Here is an 18,521-nt window from a genome sequence, read left to right on the forward strand (position 1 = left end):
CCTGTTCGCAGTCTGTTATCCCACCTGTAAAGTTCGTCAGTAATTCTCATCTGACGCATCGAGACACACCTGTTGTACTTCCTGTGAGGTTATTCCATGTTCGCGCTGCACCGCTCGCTATTGATTTTTTCCCTGTTGATTATTTCCCAGTTGTTTACTGGTAGCTGGGCCTATGCTCAGGAAGAGAAACCAGCTGAAGAGAAAAAAGAAACGCCTCCGCCGATCATCGTCGATCAGAATCTGAATCAGATAATCCGGAAAGAATTACGCAAGCAGGAAAGCGATCCTGCTCTAACGGAAGCCGACCTCAAGAATGTCTACATTCTGGATGCTTATAGTAGTGAGATCGCCAATCTGGCTGGCTTGGAAAAATGTACGAATCTGGCCAAGCTGGACATTCACGAAAACACAATCGTCGACATCACCGCTTTGGCGACCTTAACGAACCTGCAGTGGTTGGACCTCTCCAAAAATCAGGTTGTCGATCTGAAACCGCTGGCCGGTCTGAAAAAAATGCAGTACCTGAAGCTGACCGAGAACAAGGTCACCGCTTTGACCGGGTTGGAAGAACTGGTCAAACTCTCGGCATTAATGCTCGAAAAGAATGAAGTCACTGATATCGCTCCTCTGACGAAGTTGACGAAACTGAGTTCGCTGCAACTGGACCAGAACCAGGTTAAGGATCTTACTCCGCTCGCCGGGGTCACCGGTTTGAATTCGCTGGGTCTGGCCAACAACCAGATCGAAGATGTTTCAGCACTCAAGGCAATGACCGAACTTCGATACACCATGCTGCAGCACAACAGCATCGGAGACATTACTCCTCTTGTTGAAATGGCCGAAGCCGATGCCAACGGTCCCAAACGATTCGCTCCCTACTGGCGTTTGTATTTGAAAGGGAATCCCCTTTCCGAAGAAGCACAAACAGCGCTCATCGAACGCCTGAAAGCGATCCATGTCCGCGTCGATCTGGAACGTGACTAAAGCTAGACAGCGCAAAACATTCTACAGGTCACGTCCCTCAACTTTCGGACGTGACCTTTTTATTGGGAATGGTACAGTGGTGCTTCTCGATACCTGTCCCTGATCATCATTCCTCAGTCCCCTCATTCCGTAAGAGAATCGCTCACTCATGCGCCGTAATGTGGTCTCCCTGGAGGCAGCCGCAGAACTTGTCCTATCGGGGCAAACAGTGGTTACCGCTGGCTTCGTCGGCATCGCCTTTCCCGAAGCTATCGCCATTTCTATCGAACAACGCTTTCTCAACGAAGGCGAACCTCGTGATCTCACTCTGATGTATGGCGCGGGTCAAGGGGATGGCCGGACACGAGGCATCAACCATTTCGGCCACGAAGGCCTGGTGAAGCGAGTGATTGGTGGACATTGGGGGCTAGTCCCACGAATGGGTGAATTAGCGCTTCAGAATAAGATCGAAGCCTACAATTTCCCGCAAGGAGTCCTCATCCATCTGCTCCGCGACATCGCCGCCGGCAAACCAGGCACAATCACCCATGTCGGGCTGGATACATTCATCGATCCCGATCAAACGGGAGGGCGGATGAATCAAATCACCTCTGAACCTCTGGTTGAAAAGATTAATCTCGTGGATCGCGATTGGTTGTTTTATAAAGCGTTCCCCATCCATGTCGCCTTGATTCGCGGAACGACTGCCGATCCCCTCGGGAATATCACCATGGAACGCGAAGCGATGATGGGAGAAGTTCTCGCCGCCGCACACGCCGCCCATAACAGTGGCGGTAAAGTCATCTGCCAGGTAGAACGCCTATCCGAAGAACGAGCCGAAGCACGGGACGTTGTGGTTCCCTGCCATCTCGTCGATGCCGTTGTCGTATCGCCAGCGGAACATCATCATCAGACGTTCGCAACAGAGTTCAACCCCGCCTTCAGCGGTACCACGCACACAGACAAAATACATCATCTGGATCCTCTTCCTCTCTGTCCCCGTAAGTTGATTGCACGCCGCGCGTTTCTGGAAGTACGAAAAGAACGGGTGATCAATCTGGGTATCGGTTTACCGGAGGGAATTGCCCGGGTCGCCCAGGAGGAAGGGCTCGAAGAAGACTTACTCCAGACGATTGAATCAGGATTGATCGGTGGCACCCCCGCGGGTGGACTCGATTTTGGAGCTTCGTATTACCCGCTCGCCATGATCGATTCCGCCAGCCAGTTCGACTTCTACGATGGGGGCGGCCTCGATGCGGCCTGTCTAGGCGCCGCCGAGATTGATGCTCGGGGAAATGTGAATGTGAGTCGCTTTGGCGACCGCCTGCCGGGCGTCGGTGGATTCGTGAATATCAGTCAGAACGCAAGAAAAGTTTTGTTCTGCGGAACGTTCACTGCCGGTGGTCTGGAAGTCGAAATCGGCGAAAAATCGATCCACATTCGCAAAGAAGGAATCACTCGAAAGTTCCGGCAGGAAGTGCAGCAGATTTCCTTCAGCAGTGAGTACGCTCTCCAGCAAAACCAACAAGTCTGGTATCTGACCGAGCGGGCGATCTTCGAATTAACACTCAAAGGATTGCGGCTCGTGGAAATCGCTCCCGGAATTGATCTGGTACGGGACATTCTGGCACGAATGGATTTCAAACCGATTATTGATGATTATCAAATTATGCCAGAGATCATTTTCGCTCCGGGCAAGATGAACATTGGCTGCCGATGCTAACGGTAGACCTGTTAACATGACAGCTGATGGCGTGCCGTTGGTGAAACTTAGGATCCTGGTTTCCGCATGCCGCTTTTCATCAGTAACCAACCGAAGACCAAGATCGCAAACAGCGCGATGGTGTATTTTACCGGAGTCAGGTGCTTCCACTGGTACATGACCATGTCGTAGTAATAGTCACCGTAGTAAGTGAACGTTTCAGCGATAGTGGACCACATAGATGACGACCTCGAAGTTGGAACTCACAGCAAAAGGCCGAGTCGGATCAGAAGAATCAGATCGGCGCGTGGTAAGAAAATTTCCCACTCTCTGGATATAGCTCACAAAGTGGACTTTGCCAAATTTGATTTTCAACGAGGCTTTATTTTCCTTCAGCCCGCTGCGGATAGAGGTTACCCTTTATAGAACCGAACCAGTTTACCCGTCTCCCGGAAATGGAATGAGCAGAAACGACGCCATGAATGATCCTGCCAATACATCCAAGGCTTCCCGCCGTCAATTTGTAAAACAGGTCTCTGCCGGAGCAGTCGCCACCCTGCTGACCGGCTCAAAATTGCTACAGGCTGCCGAGACCGTCCCGGAGAAACAGCCCAACCTGCTTTTTGTCTGTACTGATCAGCAACATTGGGAAGCGCTCGGTTGCGTGGACACCTTCTTTAAGACACCGGCGATGGACCAACTGGCCGAGGAAGGCACCCGGTTCAACGAGACCTACTGCACGACGCCGCAATGTTCCGCCAGTCGTTCCTCGTTGCTCACGGGGTTCTACCCCAGCGCTACCGGCGTTTACAATAATATGGACGCCGCAGCTGGAAACCCGCTCTCCCAGAAAACGATTGGTGCTCATCTCCAGGAAGCAGGTTATGACACAGCCTATTTCGGTAAATGGCACCTGGGCGATAATCCCACTGGCAATGCAGGATGGGATGAACGCGTCATAGATAAGTCGGACCCGAAGATTACGGAACTCGGAATCGACTACCTGAAGAGAAAACAAAACAGCGAAAAACCGTTCGCCCTCTTTTTGATGTATGTGAACCCCCATGACATCTATCATTATCAACCTGACAAAAGCAAGGTTGATGACTTACCGATTTCCTTGCCGAAGTCATGGTATGAGGACGATCTGTCGACCAAACCGAGCGTACAGAAAAGATTCATGACGCATAATCAGGGTTGGAATCTGTTCGAACGGGATCAGAAGTATTGGGAAGAATATCACGCCTACTATCGTGACGTCGTCCAACTAGTCGATACTCAGTTGGGCCAAGTTCTGAGTGCGTTGGATCAATTCAAGCTGACTTCATCCACCTGCCGGTTCTTTACCTCGGATCATGGCGACATGGATACGCACCATCGTCTCATCTACAAGGGCCCTTTCATGTACGACCAGATGGTTCGGGTCCCATTCATTGCCTCGATTCCGGAACAGCATCGTTCAACCGAGCAGCCTCAAACCAGCGACGACTTTATGATTCTGACCGATGTCGTTCCCACTCTCCTCGATTTCGCAGGTGCCTCCGTGCCCGAATGTGATGGCCAGTCGCTCAAACCATTTTTAACAGGCTCCGGAAAGATGCCTAACCGGGAAGCAGTGATCAGTCAATACTATGGGAAGCAGAACTGGGTGAACCCTATTCGCATGGTGAGAACGAAGAAGTACAAATACAATCGCTACATTGAACATGGCGAAGAACTGTACGACTTGGAACAGGATCCGCATGAGATAGTGAATCTGGCAAATGATGGAGACTACAGCGAAGTAAAACAGGAACTGTCCGCCCAGTTGGATGCTTGGATCAAGCAACATCAAGATCCGTTTGACACATTCAGTTCGAACGATTCTGCACGCCCTGATCCGGCCGAACGGCGACCGAAAGACCGGAGAACTTAGGCCCTTGGTTTCGTATGAACAGATAAGTATCGCGTGCTATTCGCTCAACGGACCATACAGCTCGGGGCGGCGGAAACGGAAGAGGTACTCGGGTTCCGCACGCGCCTGAATAAGATCATCTCGTTGAAGTTTGTAGCTTAGCAGTCCTGGTTCGTCACCCGGTTGGGTCCAAGTCGCCAGCTTCTCACCACGAGGCCCCACGATCAGCCCCCCTCCCGGAAAGTTTTGCGAGACTCCCGCACAGGTCACTTCTCCGACATAGTTACAGGCCACACCAAAGACACCGTTCTCGGCACAACGGGCCGCCAGGGCTGTCGACGCCCAAGCTTCCCATCCCGCAGGAGTACGCGGGGGAGGATCGGCCGCGAAGGGGAATAGGACGATCTCTACATTCTGAACGGCCAGTAAGCGAGTCGATTCGGGGAGCAGGGTGTCAAAACAGATATTACAGCCTATCCGGCCGAGTTCTGTCTGAACGACCGTCGGCCCTTCTCCACCGTTGTAGAACGGTGTTTCAAACATGGGAATATGCATCTTACGCCATTTGCCGCACAGCCCGTCCGGTCCAACCAGAATCTGGCTGTTGAACATCAGGTTGCCGGCATCTTCCAGTAATCCGACAGAAAACCAAAGGTCATGCGTTTTCGCCATATCGACGAGTTGGTGAACCGCAGGGCCAGGGACACTGATCGCCGATTGTCGAGCGATAGACAGTGCTTGCCGTAACCACGCTTCATGGTCGCCCGTGGGATGATTGGGAATGAACCCGGTCAACGAGAGTTCTTGGAACAGGACCAGTTCCGCTCCCGCTTGTTTGGTTTGTTTCAGCCAACGGTCGATTCGCTCCAGGTTCCCCTGGTAATCGTTCGGTTTCGTATCCACCGCAACAGCAGCGACCTGTACCTGTTCCCGCATCAATTCAGTCCTCTGATTTATCGATCAGCCGAATAATTCATCCCGACGATCAGTGTAACTATTACAAGCCGTTTACGAATTCGTTGTAATTTGAGTCCAGAGATCACCTGAAAACAGATCGATCTGGGTCGCCAGACCTTCGGCGGCAAATTCAACTCCGGAGACAAATTTACCCGGACGACTCCATTCATTCAGTTTTTCCGCTGGGAGTTCCAGAAACTGTGAGAGCAGTTGGTCGACCTGTTCTTCTAACAGTTTGAAATGCCGCGTCCACTCGGCGGCTTCTTCCAATCGGCAATCTTCGTCGCTACGCCAGCGCATGGGATGGAACAGTAAGGTCGACTGTGCAGTCACAAATCGCTTCACACAGGCGGAGAAAGGTAACAGCGCTGCCGAGGAGCACTCGCCGGTCACGACGCCAGTGGCTTCCAGTCCGCGAAGTCGAATGAGCGTGGCCAACGCAAGGCCGACGTAGACACTTCCGCCGCAAGAGTCGAAATAAATCACTCCACGACTTCGCCGGGGGACTTCGAGCAGTTTCTCCGTCAGTTCCCCTTCTTTGTCGGTCAGATCTCCCAGAATGCTGATCTCCCAATCGGGTGACGGGGTCTTGGAAAGTTTTTTCGAAAAAGGGCTGGGATAGGCCTGCAATTTGCGTTTCAAGTCGTCTCTTCCTGTTCCGGGTTGTGTGCGACTGATTGAAAGTCGTTTCTGCGTTGGATACGGAGAACAAACGAGCCTCTTCCAGGATCACCGTTCTGTATTATCACTCCAGTTCTCCACTTTTATCCAGCTTTAGACTCGACTGCAATCAAAGCTGCCCGGTACGATAGATAAAACGGGCATTCCGTCCCATTTAACGCAATTTGCCGGTGCCTTTCATCAGCCTCGAAATGCTTGTTAGCGTTGAAGATGGAACATCTGATCAATTTGGAGAAGCCGCCACGCAGCTACTCCCGTTGATCGATGACCCGAAACCCGAATCAGCACTCAGGGCCTGTTTCGGATGATTACAAAATCCGTGTGAGATAAGTATTCCCGCAAATGCGTCTCCCACCGCCAGTCGACCTGGCCCGACGCACCTTCAGTTCATTCCCGCAACCGACCTCGTCGTTGACTGGGAAACGTGAAAATTCGCAAAGGAGATTTCCACCGTGAAATGGTTTGTTTTCTGTACTCTGGCGTTTTTCGGACTCGCCGAAATGCAAAATCTGGCTGCTGCGGACGCGACTGTGCAGCTGCTTAAAAAAGATTCCACCATCCAGGTCAATATTGGCGGCCAGGAATTCACGGTGTTGCAATTCAGCGATGAATACATGAAACCTTTCTTCGCTCCTGTTCATGCTCCCAACGGAGAAATCATCACCCGATCGCTGGAAGGCATCGAAGATCATCCACACCACAAAGGTATCTGGCTGTCTCTGGACGAAGTCAACGGCCTCAATTTCTGGGGTGAAGAAGCAAAAATCCAAAACGCCGGCGTTGAAGTCGTTGTCGCGGAAGGCAATCCCGCCCAGCTGCGTTTGACTAACAACTGGTTGGGAACAGATGGCAAACCTTTGCTCGTCGAACAAACCAATGTCAAAATCTACAACAGTCGCATGATCACGTACGATACGACGTTGAAAGCGGTCGTGGAAAAAGTTGAATTCGCCGACACCAAGGAAGGAATGTTTGGAATCCGTCTGCGAGACGGCATGCGTGAAAAAGAAGAAGGACAAGTCATCAACTCCCAGGGCGCCAAGACAACGGCCAACTGCTGGGGCAAAACAGCCGACTGGGTCGACTATTTTGGACCTGTTGAAGGAAAAACGGTCGGAGTCGCTCTGTTCGACCATCCGAATAACTTCCGCCCTTCTCGCTACCATGTTCGCAACTATGGCCTGTTTACCATCAATCCCTTTGGCGAGGGAATCTACACCGATGGTGCCAATGCAGCCGCACCGGTCACCTTGATGCAAGGTAATTCGATTCGACTTCGTTACGGATTGTACGTTCACAACGGCGACACGACCGAAGGCAACGTCTCACAGGCTTATCGTCAGTATCTCGGTCTGGCCGACTGAATTCTGACTGAACCTAGATAACTCAAAGCCTGTTGGAAATTTCCGACAGGCTTTATTTTCGCCCCATTCGAAAAACCATTTTCAGTCGCCAGGCGAGTTTGAGGTATAGAAAAGGTGATTCACGCAGGAAAAACACCCGGTTCCTCTGCAGATACGGGACAGAACTCAACTGCCGGCGCTGTCAGCGTTGCGACGGGCGGGGCAGACTCTATAATACGCGTCTTGCATTCTTCCCCTCCGGTCGCGTGATGCGGCCTGTTCGACGGGGTCTTCATATGCGCTGACCGGTTCCATTTTCGAGGACCGATTCCCTCCAATCCTTGTTTTCAGGGTTATCCGACGGTGTTACGAACCAGAACTTGTGGTGAATTACGAGTTGAACAGGCAGGCGAAACCGCCACTCTTTGTGGCTGGGTAGATAGTTGGCGCGACCATGGTGGCGTTGTCTTCATCGACCTGCGCGATCGCTACGGAAAGACTCAGGTCGTCTTTCACCCGGAAGTCGGCGATGACTTTCATGAAAAATCGCGGACCTTACGCAATGAAGATGTCATCAAAGTCATCGGCACTGTTACGGAACGAGGCAAGGATGCGATTAACCCGAAAATCGAAACGGGTAAAATCGAGATCAAAGTCAGCGAACTGGAAGTGCTCAACAAAAGCCTGACTCCTCCCTTCGAACCCGGCGCAATGGAACTACCGGGTGAAGAGTTGCGTTTGAAACATCGCTTCCTTGACCTCCGTCGTCAAAACCTCCAACAGGCAATGGTTCTGCGACACAAAATCTGTCAGATCACCCGGGACTATTTCAACAACCTCGATTTCCTCGAAATCGAAACCCCCATGCTGGGACGTAGTACGCCTGAAGGTGCTCGCGACTACTTGGTTCCGAGCCGCGTGCATCCAGGTTCTTTCTACGCCCTGCCCCAATCACCTCAGATTTACAAACAGATCCTGATGATTGCGGGCTACGACCGCTATTATCAAATCGCTCGCTGTTTTCGCGACGAAGACTTGCGTGCCGATCGCCAACCCGAGTTCACCCAGATCGACCTGGAAATGGCATTCGTTGACCAGGAAGACATTCTGACTTTGGTCGACGGCCTGATGTCGGCGATGATTAAAGGCATTAAAGGTCAGGATGTCAGCCTGCCCCTGCCACGATACACTCATGCTGAAGTGATGGAAAAATACGGTAACGACAAACCGGACTTGCGATTTGGCATGGAACTCGTCGAAATCACGGCTTTAGGAGCGGAATGTGACTTTGGCGTGTTTAAGAATGTCGCTTCCTCTGGTGGACGTATCCGCGGACTGAACGCCAAAGGAGCCGCGACCAAATACAGCCGAAAGGACATCGACGGCCTGACTGCCTTCGTGGGTGATTACGGTGCCAAAGGACTTGCCTTCTTCCGCGTCAATGAAGAAGGACTCGATTCCCCCATCGCGAAGTTCTTCTCGGCCGATCATCAACAGACCATCATCAAAAGCCTGGACGCCGAACCTGGCGACCTGCTCTTCTTTGTAGCTGACAAAGGAAGCGTCACCTCCGCTGCCTTAGCTGCCCTGCGAGGACGACTGGGTAAAGAACTCGAACTATACGATCCCAACGAATTCAAATGTGCCTGGGTCGTGGACTTTCCCATGTTCCATCACAACGAAGACGAAAAACGGTGGGACGCCGAACATCACCCATTCTGCCAACCTAACGACGACGACGTCGAAAAGTTAAAATCATCCCCGGGGGAAGTACGAGCGAAAGCGTACGACCTCATTATTAACGGATATGAATCGGCAAGCGGAAGCGTTCGTATTCACAGTCCCAAGATTCAGCAGCAGATCTTCGACCTGCTCGGCATCGCCGAAGAGGAAGCCGAAGCCCGCTTTGGATTCCTCTTGGAAGCTCTCCGCTACGGGGCACCACCTCACGCTGGAGTCGCACTGGGACTGGACCGACTTGTAATGCTGTTCCTCGGACATGAAAACATCCGCGACGTCATCGCGTTCCCCAAAACGCAAAAAGCAAGCGACCTCTTGAGTGGTGCTCCGGCCGAAGTCGATGCTAAACAGCTGCGTGATCTGTTTATTAAAACTGACGTTCCGCCAATGAAATAAACGGGATAAGCGAGGCAAATTTGGCTCGCTTTCAATTTGAATATTATTCCAACAGCTATTTCGCTATCTCGGTGAAATGGCTGTTTTTTTCGTTCCCCGTCAATTCTCGCTTCATTGTCTGGCAGGAAGACTGGTCAACGGTTGCTTTTAGATTGAAGTTCTTGACAATAGAAGCGGCCCTGAAACTCCCTCGTTAGTAATAATGGCCCTTGTTTTACAGTCTTAGAAACACCGCAAATGGGTTTCAGGTTGGTTCTATATTAAGAATCTCACCTTTACTCGCAAATCTGAATAATACCTATCCCGAATGGAGTTCTCCCATGAAACGGTTTGCTGTTTTACTTGCGGCCCTCGCCCTCATTGGTTGCGCCGGTTCCGACTCTGCTGATTCCAGTGCCGACAATGGCGAAAAGACCTATCGCATTGCCGTCATTCCCAAAGGAACAACACACGAGTTCTGGAAATCGGTTCATTACGGAGCAGAACAGGCGGCCAAAGAACATGGCAACGTAGAAATTCTCTGGAAAGGCCCCCAACTGGAAAACGACCGCGAAGGCCAGATATCGGTCGTTCAGAACTTCATCGGCAATGTCGATGGAATTGTGCTCGCCCCACTCGATTCGCAAGCACTCGTGGAGTACGTGGACGAAGCCGTCGAATACAAAATCCCCGTCGTGATTTTCGACAGTGGTCTGGACGACACTTCGAATATCGTCAGCTACGTAGCGACTGATAACTACAACGGAGGTGCGATGGCCGCACGCCGGATGGGCGAACTTCTGAACGGAGAAGGAGATGTCATTCTGCTTCGCTATAACCCGGGAAGTGAGAGCACCGAGCAACGAGAAGAAGCATTTCTGGAAACACTCAAAAAAGAGTTTCCCAACGTCAATATTCTTTCATCAGATCAATACTCGGGGACGACTCCTGCCTCCTCACTCGCGAAGGCGACGCAGGTACTTGATACCTACAAGAATGAAGTCGATGGCATCTTCGCTGTATGCGAACCAAACGCCGCAGGTACATTGAAGGCCTTACAGGAACTGGAACTTGCCGGCGATGTTAAATTCATCGCATTCGATCCCAACACCGACCTGGCAAATGGCCTTAGCGATGGAACAGTTCATGGCATCGTTCTGCAGGACCCCGTCGCGATGGGCTACTTAGGAGTCAAGACTCTGCTGGACCATATCGATGGCAATGACATTGATAAACGCGTCAACACGGGTGAGTACGTTGCGACTCCTGAGAACATGAAAGAAGAAGAAATGTCGAATCTACTGGCGCCCCCTCAATTCGGTGGCGAATAAGCTTTTTCATACAAGAATAGAACGTCCTCTCTGTTGGTATGATTTTCCGCTGTTACTAATTGATCTGGTCCTGATTTTCGTGGTCCTGGTTTCTTAGTACTGTCATCGAGATGCCCATGTCCGATACGTTGTTGACGATGCGAAACATCAGCAAGCGGTTTGGTGCGACTCAAGCATTGAAAGACGTCCATTTTGACGTCAAAGCGGGGAAGATTCTGGCACTGGTAGGCGAAAATGGTGCCGGTAAAAGCACACTAATGAAAGTGCTGAGCGGAGCGCATAGTCCCGATTCGGGCGCAATGCAGTTATGCGGTAAACCGTACTCTCCTGCTGGGCCGCATGAAGCTCGACTGGCCGGCATCAGCATGATTTATCAGGAACTGAATCTGGCGCCAGATTTATCTGTTGAAGATAACATCATGCTCGGTCGCGAAGACAGTGTTGCCGGATTTCTGAGTCGATCTGAGCAGTACCCGCGCGTTCGCGACGCCCTTGCCAAGCTGGGGCACCCCGGCCTCAAACCCCACACTCTCGTTCGAGAACTTTCCATCGCAGCTCAACAGCTCGTAGAAATCGCGCGAGCACTCGTTTTCGACAGCAAAGTCGTTGTGTTCGATGAACCGACCAGTTCATTGACGCAGCACGATGTCCGACACCTTTTCAAGGTAATTAACCAGTTGAAAGAACAGGGGTTGGGGATCATTTATATTTCACACTTCTTGGAAGAAGTCCGCGAGATTGGTGATGAATACGCTGTACTCCGAGATGGAGAATCGGTCGGGAGTGGTTCGCTGGAAGGAACGAGTGAAGAGGATATTGTGCGACTGATGGTAGGCCGCGATGTGAATGAACTCTTTCCCCAGGTACCACACACGCCAGGCGAAACGGTCGTGCAGATCTCCAATCTTTCCGGAGAAAAAATCCCCCGCAAGGTGGAGCTTAATATTCGACGTGGTGAAATCCTGGGTATCTCAGGATTGGTGGGGGCCGGGCGAACCGAGTTGATCCGCTGTATGTATGGGCTTGATCCCATTCGAACTGGCCAAGTTAAAGTGAACAACATCGACGTCCGTCCGACACCGGCCAATATGATTGAACGAGGCATCGGAATTGTCTCGGAAGATCGCAAACAGGAAGGACTCGCTCAAAACTGTTCCATTAGCGACAACATCACATTCAGCAATCTGGCTCCTTATTCTTCCTTTGGATTATTGAATCTGAATAAGCGTTACCAAGCTGTCCTGAAGTGGATGCAGAAGTTACAGGTAAAAGCACATTCGCCCGAACAAATGCTGGTCGAGCTATCTGGTGGCAACCAACAGAAAGTGGCTCTGGCCCGAGTGATGCACCAGGAGGCAGACATTTTTCTATTCGACGAACCGACCCGGGGAATCGATGTGGGAACCAAATCAGAAATTTATCGCCAGATGGGCGAGCTGGCCGCGCAAGACAAAGCGATTGTCTTCGTCAGTTCCTACCTGACAGAACTGCTGGCGGTGTGTGATCGCATTGCGGTCATGTCCCGAGGACAATTACTGGAAGTTCGCCCTCGTGCGGACTGGACAGAGGAATCATTGATGAGTGTGGCGATATCGGGTGAGGCATTATGAGTTCAAATAAAACTAACCAAACATCAACAGAATATCCCAAACCGTTTCCCGCGGATACCAAACCTCCCCGCTTGAACTTCGACTTCATGAACGGGCTGGCTCAGTTTGGGGCGTTGATCGTGATCTTTATCATCTTCTCGATCGCGGAATGGTATTTCATGGGATATACCAGTTTCGCATCCGTGCGAAATGTGCGATCGATCATTTCACAAACATCAGTCGTTGCCGTGGCTGCCCTGGGGATGACAATCATTATCATCGCGGGCGGAATCGACCTGTCTGCTGGAACCGCGATTGCTTTGAGCGCGACCGTTCTGGCGTGGTGCCTCAAGTCCGATTTCTCCGCAATGATCGCTATTCCCGCAGCGATTCTAACGGGAATGTTATGTGGTGCGTTAAACGGAATCTTGATCAGCACTTTACGTGTAGTTCCGTTTATAGTCACTCTGGGTACGATGACGTTGTACCTGGGTATCGCCAAGATGGTGGCCGACGAAACGACGATCCGCCCTGACAAAGAGACACAGATTCCCGACTGGTTGGAAATATTTACCAGCATCCGAACCGACTCTCTTTATCTGGGAATGCCCAGCGGTATTTGGTTGATCATTCTGGTGGCAGCACTGACCATCATCCTGTTGAGGTTCACTGTCTTCAGTCGCTACATTTTTGCACTCGGTTCCAATGAATCAACGGCACGGTTGTGTGGGATTAATGTTCCCTGGACCAAGATTGGACTCTATTCGCTGGCGGGGTTGTTCGTCGGCTTAGCAGGCGTCTACCAGTTCTCAAGACTGTCCACTGCCGAGCCAACGTCCGGAATTGGGCTGGAATTGAAGATCATCGCTGCTGTCGTCATTGGTGGAGGGTCGCTCAATGGAGGACGAGGGTCTGTGATCGGTACATTGACCGGCTCGATCATTATCTATCTAATTGGCAATGGTTGCACGAAGGTCGGCCTCACCAACCCGGTTCAGGATATTGCTCTGGGGGTCATTATTATTGCGGCCGTGACCATCGACCAATTACGTCAACGACGGATTGAAAAGTCCTGAACCGCCACCGTGGTTATACTTGCCTCACCCAATGAGAAATTGAATCTATGCGACTCCCGCATTTCATCGTGCTGATTACTCTTTTCAGCCTGTCCGTGATTGTCATTCATCGACACCCTCTGATCGCTGACGATTCCACTGCGTCGGAAAACCAGGCACATCTTGAGGTGATGACTTTTCAAACGGCTTCCGGAGAAACAAAACCAGTCCAAACACTCAATGACTGGCAGAAACGGAAAACGCAGATCCTGGCGAATATGCAACTGGTCATGGGACCGCTTCCCCTGCCGGAGATTCCCGTACCTCTTGAATTAACGGTACTGGAGGAAACGACCGTCGATGGTATTCTTCGACAGAAAATCGCTTACCATACTGAGTCATTGGAGCGGAAAGTTCACGCCTATTTGTTTCGTCAGGCGGAAGTCCCCGGTCTAACGGCGGCCGTTTTATGTTTGCACCAGACGACAGGAATTGGAAAAGAGGAACCAGTCGGAATGGGCACCAAACCCAACTTGCATTATGCTTTTCATCTGGCGAAGCGGGGTTATGTTACCCTTGCCCCTGATTACCCCACCTTCGGCGAATATCAAATCGACTTAACAACGGAGAACAGATACCAGAGCGGCACGATGCGGGCAATTTACGACAATCAACGTGCTCTCGATTTACTGCAATCGCTCCCGGAAGTGGATGACGAACGGATTGGTTGTCTCGGGCACTCTCTCGGCGGACACAATACGATGTTCACCGCCGCATTTGATGATCGTATTAAAGCGATTGTCTCCAACTGCGGTTTCACTCGATTCCACAAATATTACGGTGGGGATCTCCGCGGTTGGTCGAGTGATCGATACATGCCCTTGATACGGACGACCTACCAAAGTGACCCGAATCAGGTTCCGTTTGACTTTCCAGAGATCATTGCCTGCTTCGCCCCTCGTGCATTTCTGGCGAGTTCTCCACTTTACGATAGTAATTTCGAAGTGAGTGGGGTTCAGGACTCAATCGATCTGGCTTTGCCTGTGTATGATCTGCATGGCGTATCGAACCATCTCAAGGTGAACTACCCAGTGAGTGAACACGATTTCCCTCTCGAAGCCCGCGACGTTGCGTATCATTTTTTAGACCTGCACCTGCAACATACACCCACTGAGATTCCCTCTCGCTGACCTTCCTCCTTTGGACTAACGATTAACCCATGTCACCACCCGACACCGAAGCTCTCCTCCTGCGGATTACTGATCTGGAAATGTTGTTCACGCATTTGCAGCATGACGTGCAGCAATTAAATGGCGTCGTTCTGGAACAGCAGTCACAACTGGACGATCTTCGACACATCAATGAGAAACTGCAACAACATATTGAAGAAATCGAAGGAACGGAAGAACGCAACCCGAGCGATGAACGGCCACCGCATTATTAAGGGATCCCGGTCCAAGGTTCCCACAATAGACACGAGGGTGTCACCATTACTCTGGACTTGCTAACCCGAAAACATCCGCAACCAGTTACAAGACAAATACGACCATGACAAGTTCTTCTGGTAATGGTATTTCCTTCCGATAACGATTAATCGCGCCGCAATAACACCCACGCCCGGCCAATTGCCCTGCCTTGGATTTCAAAATATATTATGAGCGAAAAAACGTTTCGGACGACCCCCACCGACTCCTCCGGCATGCCATCCGGAATTCCATACATTATCGGAAATGAGGTAGCGGAACGATTCAGTTACTATGGGATGAAGGCGATTCTCACCGTCTTTATGACCGAGTATCTGATAAATTCCTCGGGCGAGTTGGCGTTGATGTCAGATGGTGAAGCAAAGAAGGCGATTCATCTCTTCACCGCCTGCAACTATTTCACTCCGATTATCGGGGCGATTGTTGCGGACTGGTTGTTTGGTAAATACAAAACAATCCTGTGGTTATCGATTGTCTACTGTCTTGGCCACCTTGCCCTTGCACTGGATGAGACACGCTTCGGACTGACCGTCGGTTTGACATTACTCGCGATTGGCTCCGGGGGGATCAAACCTTGTGTGTCGGCCCACGTCGGCGATCAATTTGGACGGAATGCATCGCATCGCTTTAACCAGGTTTTCAACTGGTTCTATTACTCGATCAATATTGGGGCATTCGCCTCGACTTTACTTACCCCCATCCTGCTGCATTATTATGGGCCTTCGGTCGCCTTCGGCGTTCCGGGATTGCTGATGTTAATAGCGACATTCATCTTCTGGTTCGGACGGAATGAATTCGTTCACATTCCCCCCAAGGGAAAACAGTTCTGGCAAGAGCTGGCTGAACCGAAGACACAGAAAGCAATTCTGGGTCTGATCCCAATCTATATTCTGGTCTCGATTTTCTGGTCCTGTTTTGATCAGACAGCCTCTGCCTGGGTGCTGCAGGCTAAAGCCATGGAAAACCAACTGGGTGACCTGGTCCTGTTCGGGGCTCAGCCATTTAATTGGCTACCAGAGTGGTGGAGTGAAATAGAAATTCGTAATTCCCAGATGCAGGCAGCGAATCCATTGCTGATCCTGATTCTCGTACCTCTGTACGCGAAAGTGATTTATCCACTAATCAACAAGATTTACCCTCTGACTTATTTGAGAAAAATGAGCCTGGGAACTTTCCTCTGTACGGCGGCATTTGGCCTGACCAGTCTGATTCAACACAGCATCGACACCCATGCCCCAGGTCATGTGCATATTCTGATGCAATTGATTCCCTACGTCTTACTCACCATGTCCGAAGTGATGGTTTCGATTACCTGTCTAGAATTCTCCTACACGCAGGCTCCTAACAACTTAAAATCATTCGTCATGTCGTTCTACCTGCTGTCGGTCTCTCTAGGGAACTTCATCACCTATCTGGTTAATCTAGTGATTACGCGCGACGACGGTACTCAGATGTTGGAAGGAGCCGACTATTACTGGTTCTTCACTGGTTTAGCATTTCTATCCGCATTGGCACTGACCTGGCTCTCCATGCGTTATCGCGAGGTGTTGTATGTGCAAGGACCTGAATCAACCGAGCCGAAACCTTAAATCACAACTTTTTCAATGCGGACCACTGGTCAACAGTTCGTTGATCATTTACAACTGGTTCAAGGACATAAAAGCGTTATTTGCTGCTGGTGATCACATCGAATCATTCATTGAGGAAGTGTCTTCCGGCTGACAACTTACCGAAGTCGTCCCCACCAAGCTTATATTGTTGTTGAGACTGCTCGCCCGATTTGTATTTTTTCAGGGCGTGGTCCAAGTAATCACCGATGGAGACTGAGAGCCACATTCTGAAAGGAAGTCGTAAATGTCTTTGCGTAAATTAGCTGTATTGGCCCTGTTGATCGGGCTGCTTCCCTGGGTTGCCGGTTGTGGTAATGGAGACGATGGTCTTCAAGAATTCGAACCGAGCACATCCCATGAGGATGATCACGACCATGACGAACACGGTCATGAAGAACACGGTCCGCACGACGGACACCTGGTTGATCTGGGCGACCACAAATATATGGCGGAAGTCGTTTTTGACGCAGCTGACCATAAAGTGGGCGTCTACATTCTTGACCATGACGAAATGAAGGCTTACCCGATTGATCAGACGGAAATCGGCGCCCATCTTCACATCGGCGAAGAAGAGCAGGAATTCAAATTGACCGCCAAACCACAGGAAGGTGACCCCGAAGGGAAATCATCCTACTTTGAGCTGGCAGGTAATGAGATCATCAAAGAACACGTCACCGACGCCGAAGACCTGGAAGGGGAAATCATCGTCACAGTTGATGGCGAGACTTACGAAGGCGAGATCATGCATCATCATGATCATGATCATGACGACCACGATCACTAGACCTGTTGCCACCTGAAATAAGACGTAGCCCTCTAATCATTATTGTGGCCAACGCTGACAAAACTCCTGACTTCGATGTCATTGAACATCTTAGTCGGGAGTTTTTTTTATTCCCCGCGTGGCATACCAAACTGAAAAACTCCGACCAGTCAAATCGTCCTAAGCCTGGCTCTCTTTGGCTTGATCTCCAGTCGCTTCTGCTGGAGCGGGATGTTCTTGACGCTTCAGACTACCTGACTCAAGTCGGTACAGAACATCTGCCAGTTGCACGGCTTCTTCCATACTATGGGTAATATGCAAAGTCGTGGTGTGGAAATGTTGTTTGACCGTCTGCAGGACGGAATACATTTCCAAACGGGTTTGTTCGTCCAGTGCAGAAAGTGGTTCATCCAGGCATAAGACATCAGGATGAAAAGCGAGTGCCCTACCGAGAGAAATTCGTTGGCGCTCTCCACCGCTCAGCCCCGTGGGATACCTGTCCAGTAATTGCTTCAGGCCCAACACTTCTGCCAGTTCATCGACCCGGCATTTCGTTTGCTCTTTGGACCATTTTCGAATCTCGAGTGCAAAACTGAGCTGTTCGTGAACCTTCAGATTAGGAAACAGCGCTGCTTCCTGCGGGACGAAACCGATATCTCGCATTCCCGGTTTGGCATTCGTCACTTCTTCGCCACCGATGATAATCTTCCCGCTGACGACGGATTTCAATCCACAGAGCCCTTCCAGCAAGGTCGTTTTGCCACAACCCGTTCTTCCCATCAGAACAGCGTATTCACCACGGGGAATTTCGAAGGATAGATTCTCCAGTCGAAAAGCTCCAGCTTTTAACGTCAGATTTTCGACTTGAATCATGGGAGTTACCGAATCGGGAAGCCAATGGAAGGTGTGTGAAAATCGGGTGGGCCAGCTATGTGGTTTAATAACAGTATACGATGGGCGGGATGCTTTCAACGGATTCCGCAATCACCCGCAGGGTTAAACTGAACTACCTGATTTAACATTCTCGCTATCGA

At 50.8% G+C, this 18,521-nt stretch carries 16 protein-coding genes; 12 read left to right on the forward strand and 4 right to left on the reverse strand.

Annotated elements, in window-relative coordinates:
* Positions 1-96 precede the first annotated feature (96 nt).
* Positions 97-984 carry a leucine-rich repeat domain-containing protein gene (locus tag Pla110_RS13675; protein ID WP_144996308.1) on the forward strand — a complete coding sequence of 296 codons (888 nt, stop codon included), beginning with the start codon at positions 97-99 and terminating at the stop codon, positions 982-984.
* Positions 985-1,132: 148 nt separating this feature from the next.
* The gene (locus Pla110_RS13680; protein WP_144996309.1) at positions 1,133-2,686 is read left to right on the forward strand and encodes an acyl CoA:acetate/3-ketoacid CoA transferase; all 1,554 of its coding nucleotides are present in this window, start codon (positions 1,133-1,135) and stop codon (positions 2,684-2,686) included.
* A gap of 47 nt (positions 2,687-2,733) precedes the next feature.
* Here the strand turns inward: Pla110_RS13680 and Pla110_RS22665 are convergent, their stop codons facing one another.
* Positions 2,734-2,904: a hypothetical protein gene (locus Pla110_RS22665; protein WP_197440194.1), complete on the reverse strand. Its 171-nt coding sequence runs from the start codon at positions 2,902-2,904 to the stop codon at positions 2,734-2,736.
* A 221-nt stretch (positions 2,905-3,125) separates the two neighbouring features.
* Here Pla110_RS22665 and Pla110_RS13685 point away from each other — a divergent pair, with 221 nt between their 5' ends.
* Positions 3,126-4,580 (forward strand): sulfatase family protein, encoded by a 1,455-nt coding sequence (locus Pla110_RS13685; RefSeq protein WP_144996310.1) that lies wholly within the window; start codon positions 3,126-3,128, stop codon positions 4,578-4,580.
* Between the two features lie 36 nt (positions 4,581-4,616).
* Here Pla110_RS13685 and Pla110_RS13690 read toward each other — a convergent pair whose 3' ends face one another.
* A complete protein-coding gene (locus Pla110_RS13690) occupies positions 4,617-5,495 on the reverse strand; it encodes a carbon-nitrogen hydrolase family protein (RefSeq protein WP_144996311.1) in 879 nt (292 codons plus the stop codon).
* A 72-nt stretch (positions 5,496-5,567) separates the two neighbouring features.
* Positions 5,568-6,158, reverse strand: a complete 591-nt coding sequence (locus tag Pla110_RS13695) for an ATP-dependent Clp protease proteolytic subunit (RefSeq protein WP_231742432.1) — start codon at positions 6,156-6,158, stop codon at positions 5,568-5,570.
* Positions 6,159-6,649: 491 nt separating this feature from the next.
* Here Pla110_RS13695 and Pla110_RS13700 point away from each other — a divergent pair, with 491 nt between their 5' ends.
* The 9 genes from Pla110_RS13700 to Pla110_RS13740 all read left to right on the forward strand — a co-directional run bounded on the left by Pla110_RS13700 (position 6,650) and on the right by Pla110_RS13740 (position 17,508).
* Positions 6,650-7,561, forward strand: a complete 912-nt coding sequence (locus tag Pla110_RS13700) for a DUF6807 domain-containing protein (RefSeq protein ID WP_144996313.1) — start codon at positions 6,650-6,652, stop codon at positions 7,559-7,561.
* A 342-nt stretch (positions 7,562-7,903) separates the two neighbouring features.
* Positions 7,904-9,676 (forward strand): aspartate--tRNA ligase, encoded by a 1,773-nt coding sequence (gene aspS / locus Pla110_RS13705; RefSeq protein ID WP_144996314.1) that lies wholly within the window; start codon positions 7,904-7,906, stop codon positions 9,674-9,676.
* A gap of 320 nt (positions 9,677-9,996) precedes the next feature.
* Positions 9,997-10,986, forward strand: a complete 990-nt coding sequence (locus Pla110_RS13710; RefSeq protein ID WP_144996315.1) for an ABC transporter substrate-binding protein — start codon at positions 9,997-9,999, stop codon at positions 10,984-10,986.
* A 116-nt stretch (positions 10,987-11,102) separates the two neighbouring features.
* Positions 11,103-12,596: a sugar ABC transporter ATP-binding protein gene (locus Pla110_RS13715; RefSeq protein WP_144996316.1), complete on the forward strand. Its 1,494-nt coding sequence runs from the start codon at positions 11,103-11,105 to the stop codon at positions 12,594-12,596.
* Positions 12,593-13,651 carry an ABC transporter permease gene (locus Pla110_RS13720; RefSeq protein WP_231742436.1) on the forward strand — a complete coding sequence of 353 codons (1,059 nt, stop codon included), beginning with the start codon at positions 12,593-12,595 and terminating at the stop codon, positions 13,649-13,651. The genes Pla110_RS13715 and Pla110_RS13720 overlap by 4 nt, the downstream gene beginning before the upstream one ends.
* A 47-nt stretch (positions 13,652-13,698) precedes the next feature.
* Positions 13,699-14,820 carry an alpha/beta hydrolase gene (locus Pla110_RS13725; RefSeq protein ID WP_144996317.1) on the forward strand — a complete coding sequence of 374 codons (1,122 nt, stop codon included), beginning with the start codon at positions 13,699-13,701 and terminating at the stop codon, positions 14,818-14,820.
* Between the two features lie 29 nt (positions 14,821-14,849).
* Positions 14,850-15,074: a SlyX family protein gene (locus Pla110_RS13730; protein WP_144996318.1), complete on the forward strand. Its 225-nt coding sequence runs from the start codon at positions 14,850-14,852 to the stop codon at positions 15,072-15,074.
* Positions 15,075-15,284: 210 nt separating this feature from the next.
* Positions 15,285-16,703 (forward strand): POT family MFS transporter, encoded by a 1,419-nt coding sequence (locus Pla110_RS13735; RefSeq protein ID WP_144996319.1) that lies wholly within the window; start codon positions 15,285-15,287, stop codon positions 16,701-16,703.
* 265 nt (positions 16,704-16,968) lie between these two features.
* Positions 16,969-17,508: a hypothetical protein gene (locus Pla110_RS13740; protein WP_144996320.1), complete on the forward strand. Its 540-nt coding sequence runs from the start codon at positions 16,969-16,971 to the stop codon at positions 17,506-17,508.
* 159 nt (positions 17,509-17,667) lie between these two features.
* On the opposite strand, the gene Pla110_RS13745 is transcribed toward Pla110_RS13740, so the two are convergent.
* The gene (locus tag Pla110_RS13745; RefSeq protein ID WP_144996321.1) at positions 17,668-18,360 is read right to left on the reverse strand and encodes an ABC transporter ATP-binding protein; all 693 of its coding nucleotides are present in this window, start codon (positions 18,358-18,360) and stop codon (positions 17,668-17,670) included.
* Positions 18,361-18,521 lie beyond the last annotated feature (161 nt).

This window comes from Polystyrenella longa (genome assembly GCF_007750395.1).
GTDB classification, from domain to species: domain Bacteria; phylum Planctomycetota; class Planctomycetia; order Planctomycetales; family Planctomycetaceae; genus Polystyrenella; species Polystyrenella longa.

Excerpts from the sequence above, each read along its gene's own strand:
- Pla110_RS13715 (WP_144996316.1), top strand. The coding sequence starts at position 11,103 with ATGTCCGATACGTTGTTGACGATGCGAAACATCAGCAAGCGGTTTGGT.
- Pla110_RS13730 (WP_144996318.1), top strand. The coding sequence starts at position 14,850 with ATGTCACCACCCGACACCGAAGCTCTCCTCCTGCGGATTACTGATCTG.
- Pla110_RS13680 (WP_144996309.1), top strand. The coding sequence starts at position 1,133 with ATGCGCCGTAATGTGGTCTCCCTGGAGGCAGCCGCAGAACTTGTCCTA.
- Pla110_RS13740 (WP_144996320.1), top strand. The coding sequence starts at position 16,969 with ATGTCTTTGCGTAAATTAGCTGTATTGGCCCTGTTGATCGGGCTGCTT.
- Pla110_RS13735 (WP_144996319.1), top strand. The coding sequence starts at position 15,285 with ATGAGCGAAAAAACGTTTCGGACGACCCCCACCGACTCCTCCGGCATG.
- Pla110_RS13745 (WP_144996321.1), bottom strand. The coding sequence starts at position 18,360 with ATGATTCAAGTCGAAAATCTGACGTTAAAAGCTGGAGCTTTTCGACTG.
- Pla110_RS13685 (WP_144996310.1), top strand. The coding sequence starts at position 3,126 with ATGAGCAGAAACGACGCCATGAATGATCCTGCCAATACATCCAAGGCT.
- Pla110_RS13725 (WP_144996317.1), top strand. The coding sequence starts at position 13,699 with ATGCGACTCCCGCATTTCATCGTGCTGATTACTCTTTTCAGCCTGTCC.
- Pla110_RS13720 (WP_231742436.1), top strand. The coding sequence starts at position 12,593 with ATGAGTTCAAATAAAACTAACCAAACATCAACAGAATATCCCAAACCG.
- Pla110_RS22665 (WP_197440194.1), bottom strand. The coding sequence starts at position 2,904 with ATGTGGTCCACTATCGCTGAAACGTTCACTTACTACGGTGACTATTAC.
- Pla110_RS13690 (WP_144996311.1), bottom strand. The coding sequence starts at position 5,495 with ATGCGGGAACAGGTACAGGTCGCTGCTGTTGCGGTGGATACGAAACCG.
- Pla110_RS13675 (WP_144996308.1), top strand. The coding sequence starts at position 97 with ATGTTCGCGCTGCACCGCTCGCTATTGATTTTTTCCCTGTTGATTATT.
- Pla110_RS13710 (WP_144996315.1), top strand. The coding sequence starts at position 9,997 with ATGAAACGGTTTGCTGTTTTACTTGCGGCCCTCGCCCTCATTGGTTGC.